12 protein-coding genes and 1 tRNA gene are annotated in these 14868 nt (G+C 36.1%); all 13 read right to left on the reverse strand.

The window, feature by feature from the left end; genetic code table 11:
* Nucleotides 1-112: 112 nt before the first annotated feature.
* On the reverse strand, nt 113-694 hold the full coding sequence (gene yihA, locus BC6307_RS16495; protein ID WP_066420236.1) for a ribosome biogenesis GTP-binding protein YihA/YsxC: 582 nt from the start codon (nt 692-694) through the stop codon (nt 113-115).
* Complete coding sequence (lon, locus tag BC6307_RS16500) at nt 691-3015, reverse strand: endopeptidase La (RefSeq protein WP_066420237.1); 2325 nt, start codon at nt 3013-3015, stop codon at nt 691-693. Before lon ends, yihA begins: the two co-directional genes overlap by 4 nt.
* Nucleotides 3016-3259: 244 nt before the next feature.
* On the reverse strand, nt 3260-4948 hold the full coding sequence (lonB, locus tag BC6307_RS16505; RefSeq protein WP_066420238.1) for an ATP-dependent protease LonB: 1689 nt from the start codon (nt 4946-4948) through the stop codon (nt 3260-3262).
* Between the two features lie 204 nt (nt 4949-5152).
* Nucleotides 5153-6415, reverse strand: coding sequence for an ATP-dependent protease ATP-binding subunit ClpX (clpX, locus tag BC6307_RS16510; protein WP_066420239.1), 1263 nt, complete (start codon nt 6413-6415; stop codon nt 5153-5155).
* A 284-nt stretch (nt 6416-6699) separates the two neighbouring features.
* A complete protein-coding gene (tig, locus tag BC6307_RS16515; protein ID WP_066420240.1) occupies nt 6700-7986 on the reverse strand; it encodes a trigger factor in 1287 nt (428 codons plus the stop codon).
* A gap of 215 nt (nt 7987-8201) precedes the next feature.
* Nucleotides 8202-9206, reverse strand: a complete 1005-nt coding sequence (locus tag BC6307_RS16520) for a tetratricopeptide repeat protein (RefSeq protein ID WP_066420241.1) — start codon at nt 9204-9206, stop codon at nt 8202-8204.
* A 221-nt stretch (nt 9207-9427) separates the two neighbouring features.
* Nucleotides 9428-9504: transfer RNA gene (locus BC6307_RS16525), tRNA-Arg, on the reverse strand.
* A gap of 281 nt (nt 9505-9785) precedes the next feature.
* Nucleotides 9786-10295 carry a metallophosphoesterase gene (locus BC6307_RS16530; protein ID WP_066420242.1) on the reverse strand — a complete coding sequence of 170 codons (510 nt, stop codon included), beginning with the start codon at nt 10293-10295 and terminating at the stop codon, nt 9786-9788.
* Between the two features lies 1 nt (nt 10296).
* Nucleotides 10297-10902, reverse strand: coding sequence for an XTP/dITP diphosphatase (locus tag BC6307_RS16535; protein WP_066420244.1), 606 nt, complete (start codon nt 10900-10902; stop codon nt 10297-10299).
* Nucleotides 10899-11660 (reverse strand): ribonuclease PH, encoded by a 762-nt coding sequence (gene rph / locus BC6307_RS16540; RefSeq protein ID WP_066420245.1) that lies wholly within the window; start codon nt 11658-11660, stop codon nt 10899-10901. The genes BC6307_RS16535 and rph overlap by 4 nt, the downstream gene beginning before the upstream one ends.
* 151 nt (nt 11661-11811) lie before the next feature.
* Complete coding sequence (locus BC6307_RS16545; protein ID WP_066420246.1) at nt 11812-12879, reverse strand: GerMN domain-containing protein; 1068 nt, start codon at nt 12877-12879, stop codon at nt 11812-11814.
* Nucleotides 12880-13478: 599 nt separating this feature from the next.
* A complete protein-coding gene (gene racE, locus BC6307_RS16550) occupies nt 13479-14276 on the reverse strand; it encodes a glutamate racemase (RefSeq protein WP_066420247.1) in 798 nt (265 codons plus the stop codon).
* Nucleotides 14277-14286: 10 nt separating this feature from the next.
* Entirely contained in the window at nt 14287-14739 is a 453-nt protein-coding gene (locus BC6307_RS16555) for a MarR family winged helix-turn-helix transcriptional regulator (RefSeq protein WP_066420249.1), read from the reverse strand.
* Nucleotides 14740-14868 lie beyond the last annotated feature (129 nt).

The following is a 14868-nucleotide window of genomic DNA, read 5'->3' on the forward strand; positions in this document are numbered from 1 at the left end:
GCGGAAAGCAAATGTTCGTAGCGAAGAGGAACGTACTTACTATAACTAAATTACAATAACAAAGACGAAAAAGAAGAAACCTCACACTACGGTAAGGTTTCTTCCTAACATACTACATTCTATTTTTAATAATACCCCAAATTTCATCTTTCCCTTGACCCGTTTCAGAAGAGAAAGTAATAACTTCATCTTGAGGATCTAAATCTAACGTTTCTTTCACTACTTTAACATGTTTTTGCCACTTGCCCTTCGGAATCTTATCCGCCTTTGTAGCAATGACAACCACCGGTAATTCATGATGCTTTAGAAAATCATACATCATTACGTCATCTTTAGATGGCGGATGGCGTAAATCAACAATTAATAATACCGCTTTTAATTGTTTCCGGTTTGTTAAATACGTTTCTATCATACGTCCCCAAGCTTCACGCTCTTTTTTAGAAACTTTCGCGAATCCATAACCTGGTACGTCCACGAAGTGTAACAGTTCATTAATTAAATAAAAATTTAATGTTTGCGTTTTACCTGGCTTTGATGAAGTACGGGCTAAATTTTTACGGTTAATCATTTTGTTAATGAAAGATGATTTTCCTACATTTGATCTTCCTGCCAGCGCGAATTCTGGGAGCATCTCAACTGGATACTGCTCTGGTTTTACGGCACTTATAACGATTTCTGCTTGTGTAACTTTCATGAATTCTCTCCTGCTAATGCATGTTGTAACACTTCGTCTAATTGGGAAACTAGTACGAATGTTAATTGCTCTCTTATACTTTCCGGTATATCTTCTAAATCTTTTTCATTATCTTTAGGCAAAATAACTTTCGTTAACCCAGCTCGATGGGCACTTAACGATTTCTCTTTCAGTCCTCCGATCGGTAAAACGCGGCCACGTAACGTAATCTCACCTGTCATCCCGACATTCCTTCTAACAGGTTTACCAGTCAGGGCTGATATTAAGGCTGTTGCCATTGTTATCCCTGCGGAAGGTCCATCTTTCGGTACAGCCCCTTCTGGAACGTGAATATGAATATCGTTTTTCTCATTAAAATCTGGATCAATATTTAATTCTGCTGCACGCGAACGTATGTAACTGAATGCAGCTTGTGCTGATTCTTTCATTACATCCCCTAGTTTACCCGTCAGTATTAACTTACCTTTACCTGGAGAGATAGATACTTCAATTGAAAGGGTATCTCCACCTACTGTCGTATATGCTAATCCTGTCGCTACTCCTACTTGGTCTTCTTCTTCCATTTGACCATAGCGGAATATATGCTTACCAAGGAATTCTACAATTGCCTTTTCTGTCACTACGATACGTTTCTTTTCACCTGAAACGATAATTTTTGCCGCTTTTCTACAAATGGAAGCGATTTGACGTTCTAACGAGCGTACACCTGCCTCTCGCGTATAATGGCGAATTAAAGAAAGGATGGCATCGTCTCTCATTTGTAACGTACCTTTCGTTAAGCCGTGATCACGCGCTTGCTTCGGTAATAGATGATCTTTTGCAATATGAAGCTTTTCCAGTTCCGTATAACCTGCAATCGTAATAATCTCCATTCGGTCACGTAAAGGACCAGGAATTGTTGCTAAATTATTGGCTGTAGCAACAAACATTACATTAGATAAATCATATGCTTCTTCAATGTAATGATCGCTAAAGTTACTGTTTTGCTCCGGGTCTAACACTTCTAATAGGGCTGCAGATGGGTCGCCACGGAAGTCGTTTGACATTTTATCTATTTCATCTAATAGGAATACTGGGTTAATCGTACCTGCTTTTTTCATTCCTTGAATAATTCGACCTGGCATTGCACCAACGTATGTTTTACGATGTCCTCTTATTTCTGATTCATCTCTAACGCCACCTAAAGAAATTCGAACAAAATTTCTTCCTAACGATTTTGCAATTGATTTTGCTAAAGATGTTTTACCAACTCCAGGAGGACCCGCTAAACAAAGGATAGGTCCTTTTAACGATTGTGTTAATTGTTGAACAGCTAAATATTCAAGCACACGCTCTTTTACTTTTTCTAACCCGTAATGGTCTTCATGTAAAATTGCTTCTGCGCGAATAATATTTAATTGGTCTTCTGTAGAAATAGACCATGGTAAGGATAATAACCATTCTAAATAATTTCGGATAACGGCACTTTCAGCGGAGCTTGTAGGGATTTTTTCATAACGGTCTAATTCTTTTAAGAACGTTTTTTCTACATGCTCAGGCATTTTAGCTTTTTCCATTTTTTGCTTTAGCTCGTCTACTTCCCCTAATTTACCTTCTTTTTCACCAAGCTCTTTTTGAATGGCCTTCATTTGTTCACGTAAATAATATTCTTTTTGGGTACGTTCCATTGAACGCTTTACTCTCATCCCAATTTTCTTTTCAAGTTGCAGCACTTCTTTTTCATTATTCACGTAGCTAATAGTTTGTTGCAGTCTTTCTTTCACATCTGTTATTTCTAAAATATTTTGCTTGTCTTTCATTTTAAGCGGTAAATGGCTCGTAATAATGTCAGCCAGCCTACCTGGTTCTGCAATATCTGAAACAGTATGATATGTTTCAATAGAAGTTTTTTTCGATAACTTTGTGTATGTATGAAAATACTCTAGTAGCGTACGCATTAAAGCTTCGTCTTCTGTATCTTTGTCCTCTAAATCTGGATACGTAACGATACGAGCTTCCCAATGTGTTTCTTCCTCGATCAATTCTTCTATTTTTGCACGTTCTAACCCTTCTACTAGTACGCGTAAAGTTCCATTTGGTAACTTTAACATTTGCTTTACTTTCGTTAATGTTCCCCAATCAAATAAATCATCTTCAGTTGGATCATCAATCCCAACTTCTTTTTGAGTTGTTAGCAAGACTAATTGATCTTCTAACATCGCTTGCTCTAAAGCTTGAATTGATTTATCTCTACCTACATCTAAATGTAATACCATCGTTGGAAAAACCATTAATCCACGTAAAGGCAGTAGAGGTATTTTATATTCTTTATTCGTTGCCATAGTACACCTCCGAACGCTCTATCCACGTTGTTCTTTTCTATTTTTTAAAATTCATCACTAATTTAAGTACCATTGTTCGAATGGGACTATTTTATGTATAGTACTAAAAATTTTACCTTTTAAGTATGGTAAGTGCAAGAAGAAAGCTTTTATATTTTCTATAATTAGTATACCCTGTCGTAGTTGTTCTAGGCATATAAAATGAAAAGGAAATGGCTCCCCACATAGTGAGGAGCCTTCATCTTTATACTGATTCAGATTGAGTGATCGGTAATGTAGCAGAAATTACTTTGTCGATATGCTCATCCTCTATTGCAGATACTTCTCTAAGAAGAGCAACTTGCAACACCTCTTGGAATTGCTTCACTGGAATAATTTCAATTCCGTCAATTTCCTTCAAAATTGACTGCATATTTTCATGAGGGATGATTACTTTCTTTGCTCCAGCTTGTTTAGCAGCTTTTATTTTCGGAATAACCCCACCAATTGGTTTAACTGAACCGTGAATGCTAATTTCTCCGGTCATTGCTACTAAGTTGTCGACTGGTAATTTGAAAATAGCCGAATAAATTCCCGTTGCCATTGCAATCCCAGCAGAAGGTCCATCAATTGGTATTCCCCCTGGAAAGTTAATATGTATATCATAATCAGCAGCAGGAACACCTAGCGCACGGAGCACTGTAATAACATTTTCAGCAGAACCTTTTGCCATACTTTTACGGCGTATCGATTTTCCTTGATTGCCAATACTTTCTTCTTCAACAATTCCTGTAATATTAATTGTCCCTTTTTTCTCTTCATTAGGAATAGCTGTGACTTCTATTTCTAATAATGCACCAGTGTTTGGTCCATATACGGCTAATCCGTTTACTAAACCAGTTTGTGCTTTTTCTTTAATTTTTTGTTCATTTCTCGGCGATAGTTGACTGGAATGTACAACCCATTCAATATCCTCCACTGTTACTTCCTCGCGATCTTCCGTTATTGCTAAACCTGCAGCAATTTGCATCATATTGACTACTTCGCGACCGTTTCTGCAATAGGAAGCAAGCAATTGAATACCTTCTTCTTGTGCTTTCATATAAATTTTTTCAATAGCATTTCTCGCTACTACCGCTAATTCCTCTTGATCTAACTCTCTAAAAAATACTTCCATACAACGAGACCGAATGGCTGGTGGAATTTCGTTTGGAGTTCTCGTTGTAGCTCCAACTAAACGAAAATCGGCTGGTAAACCTTTTTGAAAAATTTCATGAATATGTGTTGGAATTTGAGTATTTTCTTCACTATAATAAGCACTTTCTAAAAATACTTTTCGATCTTCTAATACTTTTAAAAGCTTATTCATTTGTATTGGGTGTAACTCTCCAATTTCATCAATAAAGAGCATACCACCATGCGCGTGTGTAACGGCTCCTTGCTTTGGTTGAGGAATACCCGCTTGTCCCATTGCTCCTGCTCCTTGGTATATAGGATCATGAACCGATCCAATTAACGGATCTGCAATTCCTCTTTCATCAAACCGAGCTGTCGTTGCATCTAGCTCAATAAAAATAGCACTCGGTTTAAACGGAGATTTACTATTCTTTTTTGCTTCTTCTAATACGAGTCGTGCTGCTGCTGTTTTCCCTACACCAGGAGGACCATAAATGATGACGTGTTGCGGATTCGGTCCACAAATAGCAGCTTTTAAAGCTTTTATTCCATCTTCTTGTCCGACAATATCGTTGAACGAAGTTGGTCTTACTTTTTCTGCTAATGGCTCTGTTAACGAAATGCTACGCATCTTTCGAAGTTGTTCCATTTCTTTCTTCGACTCTTTATCAATTGATACTTTCTGTGTACGTTGATTTCGTAATAAATTCCAAAAGTAGAGCCCAATGATAATCCCAAAAAATAATTGTATAAACAGCGCAATACCTGTCCAATTCATAGTTATCCTCCTGCACTCTAAGTTGTGATTATTTGCTAGTATTTCCGTGCAAATGGTGGAATAAACAACTATTTATTAATTGGATAATATTTGGATATAACACTGTGAATTTCCATGAATTATTATATTAAAAAACTATTTTACACTGTTATCTCTTTAAAAATAAAAAAGAACCTTGATAGCATAGGCCATCAAGGTTTGTTGTTAAGCAGAAGTTTTATCTTCTTGTAACTCTGAACCGTCCGTTAAAATTAATTTTGGCGGAACATCATCTTTAACTGTTTCCGCTGTAATAACACATTTTTGAATGTCATCACGAGAAGGTAATTCGAACATCACATCAAGCATAATTGCTTCAATGATTGAACGAAGTCCACGTGCACCGGTTTTTCGTTCAATTGCTTTAGTTGCAATTTCCTTAAGTGCTGCTTCGTCAAATTCTAATTCAACATTATCTAGTTCTAACATTTTACTGTATTGTTTAACTAGTGCATTTTTCGGCTTTGTTAAAATTTCAACTAATGCCTCTTCGTCTAATGGCTCTAAGCTTGCTGTAACAGGAAGACGACCAATAAACTCAGGAATAAGTCCAAATCTTAATAAGTCTTCTGGAAGAACTTTAGAAAGTAATTCTTTCTGTTCTAATTCGTCCATTTTACCTTCCGTACCAAAACCAATAACTTTTTTCCCTAATCGACGCTTAATAATTGATTCAATTCCATCAAAAGCCCCACCACAAATAAATAGAATATTTGTTGTATCAATTTGAATGAATTCTTGATGAGGATGCTTACGTCCACCTTGAGGTGGCACACTTGCAACAGTACCTTCTAAAATTTTCAGAAGTGCCTGCTGTACACCTTCACCAGAAACATCTCGTGTAATGGATGGGTTTTCTGATTTACGTGCTACTTTATCAATTTCGTCAATATAAATAATACCTTTTTCTGCTTTTTCTACATCGTAGTCTGCAGCTTGAATTAATTTAAGTAAAATATTTTCTACATCTTCCCCAACGTATCCTGCTTCCGTTAATGAAGTTGCATCAGCAATTGCAAAAGGTACATTTAAAATACGCGCTAGCGTTTGTGCAAGTAATGTTTTACCGCTACCAGTTGGTCCAATCATTGCAATATTAGATTTGGCAAGTTCTACTTCGTCTATTTTACTGTTGGAATTTATACGCTTGTAGTGGTTATATACTGCAACGGATAGCGCTTTTTTAGCTGCTTCTTGGCCGATAACGTATTCGTCTAATATTTGACGAATTTCTTTTGGTTTTGGTACATCTTTAAATTCTACTTCTTCCTCAGTTCCAAGCTCTTCTTCTACAATTTCGGTACATAATTCTATACATTCATCACATATGTATACGCCCGGACCTGCTACTAGTTTTCGCACTTGATCTTGTGTTTTCCCGCAGAAAGAACATTTCAATTGTCCTTTTTCATCGTTAAACTTAAACATAACGTTTCACCCCTTATCATTTCTCTCTCTTCTCGTCCATCCACTAAATATTCGGATACTACTATTTCTAATTATGTGTTATGTACTGCATTTTACCATATCTTTTGCAATTGCTGTTAATAAAAAAATCGCTATGTACTTTATTAGTATTGAAAAGAAGAGTCCATACTATTGTAACCATGTAACATAAAATTAACACTTTGCTTTCAAAACTGTATGTAGAAAAAGGCCTTTTGTGTATAAAACAAGGCACGAGCAAGTCGCGCCTTGTTCCTTATTCAATATTATGCAACATCTTTACTGTTTTCTACAAGAAAATCGATTGCTTTTCTAATTTTTAAATCTTCTTTTAAGCCTTCAGCATTTCCTAATGCTTGCTTAATTTGATCAACAGTCATGTTGTACATTGTAGCCATGTTTTCTAATTCACTGTTTACTTCTTCTTCTGTTACTTCGATGTTTTCAGCATTTACGATTGCTTCTAATGTTAAATTCATTTTCACACGTTTAGCTGCATCTTCTTTCATTTGGCCACGTAGAGCTTCTTCGTCTTGACCAGAGAATTGGAAGTAAAGTTCTAAATTCATACCTTGCATTTGTAAACGTTGCTCAAACTCTTGTAGCATACGGTCTAATTCTGTGTTTACCATTGCTTCTGGAACGTCAACTTCTGCATTTTCTGTTGCTTTTTCAATTAAAGTATCTTTTAAGTGATTTTCAGCATCTTGTTTTTTAGCAGTTTCTAAACGCTCTCTCGTTTTAGCTTTTAATGCATCTAAAGTTTCAACTTCTTCATCTACATCTTTAGCAAATTCGTCATCTAGCACTGGTAATTCTTTTCCTTTAATTTCATGAACTTTCACTTTGAATACTGCAGGTTGACCAGCTAAATCTTCAGCATGGTATTCTTCTGGGAATGTTACTTCCACATCTTTTTCTGCTCCAGATTCTAAACCAACAAGTTGCTCTTCAAAACCAGGGATGAAAGAACCAGAACCGATTTCTAGAGAATAATTCTCAGCTTTTCCGCCTTCGAAAGCCTCACCGTTTACAAATCCTTCAAAGTCCATTACTACAGTATCGCCATTTTCAACGGTACCTTCTTCTTTTACAACAAGTTCAGCTTGACGCTCTTGTAATGATTTTAATTCTGCTTCTACTTCTTCGTCTGTAACTGTAGCTTCTAAACGCTCAACTTCAAGACCTTTGTACTCACCTAATTTTACTTCAGGCTTTACTGTAACTTTTGCAGTAAATACAACTGGTTGACCTTGTTCGATTGTTTCGATATCGATTTCTGGACGATCAACTGGTTCAATTCCTGCTTCTTCCACTGCTTTTGCATAGCTTTCTGGAAGTAGGATATCAAGAGCGTCTTGATATAATGATTCCACGCCGAAACGTTTTTCAAACATCGGACGAGGCATTTTTCCTTTACGGAATCCTGGAACGTTTACTTTCTTAACTACTTTTTTGAATGCTTCATCAAGGGCATTGTTAAATGTATCAACATCAACTTCAACTGTTAATACACCTTCATTTCCTTCTAACTTTTCCCATTTTGCAGACATACTTTTCCCTCCAAAAAATCTATTTTTTCTATAGTAATGGCTGTTTTTAAAATTGACAAATCATTACCGAATGTTTGGACCACTTCTATGTATGTGGTGAACCCGTCTCCTACTGTATTTCCATATTTACTATGAAAAAAACAAGGAAATTATTAATACTACAGTTTACAACCCTTACATTATAACATAACATCCATGGAGTTCAACAGATTCGATTATAATTGCAAATATGAAATTTCTTCTAGTTTTTGTACTTTGGTGCTCACTTTTTCTATATCTTCTAAAGTTACATTATATAATTGTGAGAGTTTCTCCATTGAATCTTCTATACCATATAGCTGTTGACCAATTAAATGTATACTCGCAGCCCATGCACTAGCATTTTCCTCGTTCATCCCAACAGGATAAACAACAGTATGGTACTTAAAAACCATCCCTTTTAACGCTTCAAAAAGGCTCGGATTTTCGGAGTATACATGCCGTTCTATGAGATTTCCTATCTCTGCAAAAAACGGGTCCATCTCTTGGAAGTCCATCTTTGATGGACGAACTAAAACTGTTTGTCCTAGTTTCGTTATTTTCGTTTCGTCATCCCACTGTTGATCATGCAATGTTTCTAACAGTATTGTTTTTAAAATAGGGTGCATTCTTTCATCTAATAAATATGTTTCAATTGCTTCCCGATAACTCCTTGCATTTAAGCTTTTTAAACGTTGGAGGGCACCAAATTGCTCTTGAACAGTCCCTTTTAAGAGATTGTCACTTACGGTATCATCTGTTGGTGCTTCTTTATATTCCTCAAATTCACCTTTCGGTAGCATTTTTCTCGCAAAGTCTAATAACTTAAAAAACGTTTGCGCTTGTTCAGCAGGGATTTTATCTTCCTGTAATATTGCTTCAATGGTTACTTTCACTTCATCATATTCTTTTAACTGAATTAATATCGTAATATAAATTTGTAAAACGTGAAAATAATCCCCAACATCTTCTCGCAACATCTTCTTACAACGGTTTTTTGCTTCTGTTAAGCGCCCTAATTCCATTAAACATACAACACTACCTAATTCTACTTCACTATGGGCAAAAGAATTATCATGCGCTTGGTCGAATAGAATAAGAGCTTCTTCAAATTTTCTTTCCTTCATCGATTCCATCGCTTTTTCTAACAGTCGCTTTTTTAAATTGGGAAACGGAACTACTTTTTTCTTTTTATCATTCATATTTATACCGTCCTACTAGTCAAAAAAGATTTGAGTCAAGTTTATCAATGATTAATGTTGAGTACAAGTGTAGATAGAGAGTTTTAGGGATGATGTTGATAAAATAGAGATGTGTGAGCTTCACAACCTCATATTTTATACAAAAAGAAAAAACACCATATAATTTCACAAATTGCTGTAAGGCAACTTTTAAAATTAGATGGTGTTTCTTATAAGAAAAATGGCGTCCCAGGAGGGATTCGAACCCCCGACACACGGCTTAGAAGGCCGTTGCTCTATCCTGCTGAGCTACTGGGACAATATAATAATTTATTAATAACTTGCTTATCGTTCTAAACCGTCGTCCCGATTTCAGAAAGCTAATTTCAAGAAGTGGCTCAATCGGTACGCTGTAGTAAATTCAAGGAAGCATATTCGATCGTGCTCTATCCTGCTGAGCTACTGGGACATGGTAGAATTTTCATTATCTTTCCTAACGACAAGATTTATTATATGAAATGTCGTTAGGAAAGTCAACTACTTTTATAAAGTTTTTTCAAAAAAACTTTTCAAGCCGAGTAGAAAAGCAAAACAGCCCTTCTACTCGTGTTTAGTAAATGTATGACTCTGAACGATGTCACCTAAATCATTATAGTAATGTACTATATATTCCTTTTCTGTTACTTCTAGTATAACATATGTTTTTTTCGTTGTCATTCTAGGTAACAGGATGCTGCCAGGATTAATAAATAATACGTGATCCACCATTTCCGCTCCAGCGATATGCGAGTGTCCGAAGCAAACTACGTTGGCGTTATCTTCTTCTGCTTTATATTTTAATGGCATTAACGTCGTTTTAACTTGATGTAAATGACCGTGTGTAATGAGGAAACGTGTTTGTTCAATATCCTCCACTAAAACTTCCGGGTACAATGTATCGTAATCACAATTACCACGCACTGCAAGAAAATCGTTCATCTCCGAACTATTTTTTGGTAACTCAGAATCCCCACAATGGATCATCACGTTCACTTCGTCACTATGACGTTCTTTTACTTTTGTGACCAGTTCCTTATTACCATGACTGTCGCTCATAATTAATACTTTCAAATTATTCATCCTCTATTTTAAATGAACTCCACTGTTCCATTAGTTGTTTAATTGCGTTCCCTCGATGACTAATATTATTTTTTTCTTCATGGGTTAACTGTGCCATCGTTTTTTGATGTAACGGTACGAAAAAGATTGGATCATATCCAAAACCATTATCCCCTGCAGGCTCAGTAGTGATGGAACCTTCGCATGTCCCTCGCACAGTAAACGTAGTACCGTCCGGTTTAGCAATAGCCAGTGCACAAACAAACCTCGCTGTTCGATTTTGGTAAGGTACATCCTTTAATTTTTGTAATACTTTTTCGTAATTAGCGATATCATTTTTCTCCAGGCCAGCATACCGAGCTGAATACACACCAGGTTCACCTTGTAACGCATCTACTTCTAACCCTGAATCATCTGCAATTACTATGCTAGAAAGCGCAGTAGCAACAGACTTTGCTTTCAATATCGCATTTTCTTCAAACGTTGTTCCTGTTTCTTCTACCTCTTCAAGATTAGGAAAGTCTTTTAATGATTTAACTTCATATCCAACTTTCGAAAAAATGTTTGAGAATTCTTTAACCTTCCCTTGATTATTAGTGGCAATTATTAGCTCTTTCATCCTTTATTACCACCTTTAGGGCCAATTAGATTAACAATTTCTCCCAACGCTTCTTTTTGACATTCAATCAGCTGTAAAATTCCTTCTTCCGCTAGGTCTAAAAGTGCATTAAGCTGACCACGGTTAAATGTCGCTTCCTCTCCAGTACCTTGTACCTCGACCATTTCAAAAGAGTCATTCATTACGACATTCATATCTACTTCTGCTGATGAATCTTCTATGTAATTTAAATCTAACACTTCTCCATGTTCTGCGATAATACCAACAGAAGTTGCTGCTAAATAATTATTTACTGGCAGTTCTTTTAATTTATTTTGTTTTACAAGATTATGTAGTGCTAAAACCATAGCAACATATGCTCCAGTAATAGACGCTGTTCTAGTGCCGCCATCAGCTTGTATTACATCACAATCAATCCAAATGGTACGTTCGCCAATTTTACTTAAATCTACGACAGTACGTAATGCTCGGCCAATTAAACGCTGAATTTCCATAGTACGCCCTGTCACTTTTCCTTTTGTTGATTCTCTCATCGTTCTCTGTTCTGTTGCTCTTGGTAACATCGAATATTCAGCAGTAATCCAACCTTTCCCTTGCCCGCGCATGAAAGGTGGGACTCTGTCTTCAACCGATGCTGTACAGATTACTTTCGTATCTCCAACTGAAATTAACACAGAACCTTCAGGATGCTTTATAAAGTTCGTCGTGATGTTTATCGGCCTTAATTCATTTTTCTGTCTTCCATCCACTCTTGTCATTTTCAGTACTCCTTTTTTCACCATTTACTTAAGTCACATTAGCTATCTTACAAATTAATAGCTAAAAGAAAAAACAGAAATATAAGAAGGGGTAGCTTTATCGCCTACCCCTTCTTTAACATTCTATTTTTAGTATATCAAAATTTACAGATTAAAACCTACCTGTATTCACTTTTTCTGGTCTTGAGACTGGCTCTGCTAAACTAGTACCATCTGAAGCCATTAAGTCTTTTTCACCGTTCACCGTAATAGCAACACTATCTACACCTGGTTGTTCTGTTAATGTTAAAACAATCGTGTCGATAACTTCTTTCGAAATAGTGTTATCAGACCATCCAACAATATTTTCATTGAAGTCTAGCGTTAGAAGACCATTTTCATATTTTGGCTCTGAAAGTAATTCCACATCATTTGTAAAACCAGATAGTAAGCCTGATGTTGATGACGGACCGTTAATTAATTCATCGATAATCGCTTCATAGTTGTTTGCATTTTCCGCTTTAATACGCTTCGTCACTGGAACGTAATAAGTGTCACCATTATTATTTTCGCCAATGTAATAAAGCGTCACTGGTCTTGTATTCATAATGTCAATCGCGTCATGTTCTAAGTTAATACCATTTGCTCTACTCAGCCCTTTCGTGATAGGTGTTTTATTAACTGGCATTACATCTTGTTTATGACCATTTACTCGAAGCTCTACATTTTCGACGGAATCAAATTGTGTTAAAGTCCACGTAATTGCTTGTAAGATTGCTAGTTCATCTTCTGGTAAGTATTCCGCAAACTCACTAGAGAAATCTGCAACAATTGTTCCGTTTGATAATAGATTAACATCAACTTCTGTTCCCGCCGGTATTACCGCTCTAAACCCATTTGGTAATAGATCCTCTACAGGGCCACCAGCTACTAAATATTGTAGAGCCTGTTTTGCAGGGCTATCGCTTTTTGGTAAGGCTAATGTTTGTGAAACTACAAAACCATTTCGATCTAATAAATATAATTCTCTTTGCGAAACTTGGTTACTTACTTCTTCATCATCCATTTCTTCATTATTAACATCTGTTTCATCTGTATCAAGGTCATTAACAATAGATACATCTTGTGGCGGATCGATTTGTGAGCCTACTTTTTCCTCATCACCAAACAATCCACAACCAGCTAATAAAAGTGAGGATGCAAGAACGACAGTAATTGTTGTTTTTTTATTTTGTGACATGCGTTTCCCTCCTAAGACGGTTTGTACTAATATGTATACGAGCTATTCTTTAAAATAGAACAAGCTATGAATATTTTATTTATTCTTTTTTGGTATCTTTGGAGTGTTTTTTTACTTGCATAGTTGTCTACCCTAATAAGTGGCTTCTTTAAAAAATAGCGTTTCATTATAGACAACATTGATTCATATTGTACGTTTTATAGTTAGTCCGTTTCACTTCGCTGCAGGTACTCGCTTTCCGCGGGCGTGGCTTGAGCCTCCTCCTCGCTTTCGCTCGTGCGGGGTCTCAAGACTCACGCTACTCCCGCTGGAGTCTCGCACCTTCCGCTCCGTTTCACTCACGGCTCTATATGTTATAAGGGAAAAAACCACCCATTTTCATGCGCTATGGCTTAAATTTCACTTACATCGGTATTTACCATGAGAATAGTAAGGATTGGATTTCCCCACTCTTTTCTCCTATCGGAATGTGCTTTCCACGGGAGAGCTATATCTGCTCACAGCTCATTCATGGAAGGGAAAACGTTTTGATACACTTTACAGTTTTATAGACAGGAAAAAACCTACTTTCCTTTATGAAAAGTAGGTTTTGTTTACGGTTATAATTCGATTGTTTTTACATTTTCAATGTTTTGTTCGAACAGTTTAGTAGCAATTTTTTGGAATATTTCTTTTCCACCAGTAGTTAAAAACAAATGTTCTTCTTTGCGATTATGTTTATTTAACATTTTCTTATAGTTTAAAATAGTACTAACCTCTCGTGCTGTTTCGTCACCTGAACATATTAAGCGAACATGGTTGCCTAACACTTTTTGGATAACAGGACGTAATAATGGATAATGCGTACATCCTAAAATTAACGTATCCATTTTATTTTCTTGAAAGGGTAATAACGATTCTTTTACTATTTCAATTGCGTCTTCACCATCAAATTCTCCACTTTCCACTAATGGGACAAAACTAGGACAAGAAAGACTTTCAACTTGAACATCACTATTTATCGTTTTTAACGCATTTTCATATGCTTTACTATTTATTGTTCCTACTGTACCTATTACTCCAATATGATTATTACTTGAAACTTTTAAAGCAGTTCTAGCACCAGGGTCGACAACGCCGATTACTGGAATTGGTAGCTTTTCTTTAATTTCCTCTAATACTGCAGCAGTTGCTGTATTGCAGGCAATAACAAGCATTTTAATATCATGATGGTTTAATAAATAATTAGTCATTTCCCACGTAAATTGCTTTACTTCTTCTTTATCTCTCGGTCCATATGGACATCGTGCTGTATCTCCTAAGTAAATGATTCGTTCTTTCGGTAGTTGACGGATAATTTCTTTTGCAACCGTTAATCCACCAACACCCGAATCAATTACGCCAATCGGTTTTTCCAACTAGTATCCCTCATTCATGCTTCATTTCTTGGTGTAATCTTCCTAACACTTTATCTAAAACTACAATTTCATCATAAGAGTAGTTTTCTAATATTCCTTGTAAATAATCTTGGCGTTTCTTAACAACATCGTTAATAATTCTTTCGCCTTCCTCTAATAAATGAATTCGTACTACTCGACGATCATTCGGGTCTTTGACACGTTGAACTAATTCATTTTTTTCCATTCGATCAACAAGATCTGTCGTCGTACTACAAGCTAAATACATTTTATTAGATAGCTCACCAATGGTCATATCTCCCTCTTCTAATAACCATTGTAGTGCAACGAATTGCGGTGGTGTAATTGTATAGTTCGTTAATATTTCTCGCCCTTTTTGTTTCACAAGCGCTGCTATGTAACGGAGGGATTTTTCAATATCCGCCACTAATTGATCTTGATTCATTGTGCTATTATTAGTCATTCTCTACCCACTTCCCAATTAGTAATTTTATTTAATTACTGCTTGTACTATTTTTATTCCTTTAATACTACCATAAACTTTTTTATGAATATATTGTGAAGCATTATGCAAAATCTTGAAGTTAGTATG

The sequence above is a fragment of the Sutcliffiella cohnii genome (assembly GCF_002250055.1).
In the GTDB taxonomy this organism is placed as follows: Bacteria; Bacillota; Bacilli; order Bacillales; family Bacillaceae_I; genus Sutcliffiella; species Sutcliffiella cohnii.

Excerpts from the sequence above, each read along its gene's own strand:
- BC6307_RS16555 (WP_066420249.1), bottom strand. The coding sequence starts at position 14,739 with ATGACTAATAATAGCACAATGAATCAAGATCAATTAGTGGCGGATATT.
- rph (WP_066420245.1), bottom strand. The coding sequence starts at position 11,660 with ATGACAAGAGTGGATGGAAGACAGAAAAATGAATTAAGGCCGATAAAC.
- tig (WP_066420240.1), bottom strand. The coding sequence starts at position 7,986 with ATGTCTGCAAAATGGGAAAAGTTAGAAGGAAATGAAGGTGTATTAACA.
- BC6307_RS16520 (WP_066420241.1), bottom strand. The coding sequence starts at position 9,206 with ATGAATGATAAAAAGAAAAAAGTAGTTCCGTTTCCCAATTTAAAAAAG.
- clpX (WP_066420239.1), bottom strand. The coding sequence starts at position 6,415 with ATGTTTAAGTTTAACGATGAAAAAGGACAATTGAAATGTTCTTTCTGC.
- BC6307_RS16545 (WP_066420246.1), bottom strand. The coding sequence starts at position 12,879 with ATGTCACAAAATAAAAAAACAACAATTACTGTCGTTCTTGCATCCTCA.
- yihA (WP_066420236.1), bottom strand. The coding sequence starts at position 694 with ATGAAAGTTACACAAGCAGAAATCGTTATAAGTGCCGTAAAACCAGAG.
- lonB (WP_066420238.1), bottom strand. The coding sequence starts at position 4,948 with ATGAATTGGACAGGTATTGCGCTGTTTATACAATTATTTTTTGGGATT.
- lon (WP_066420237.1), bottom strand. The coding sequence starts at position 3,015 with ATGGCAACGAATAAAGAATATAAAATACCTCTACTGCCTTTACGTGGA.
- BC6307_RS16535 (WP_066420244.1), bottom strand. The coding sequence starts at position 10,902 with ATGAAAGAGCTAATAATTGCCACTAATAATCAAGGGAAGGTTAAAGAA.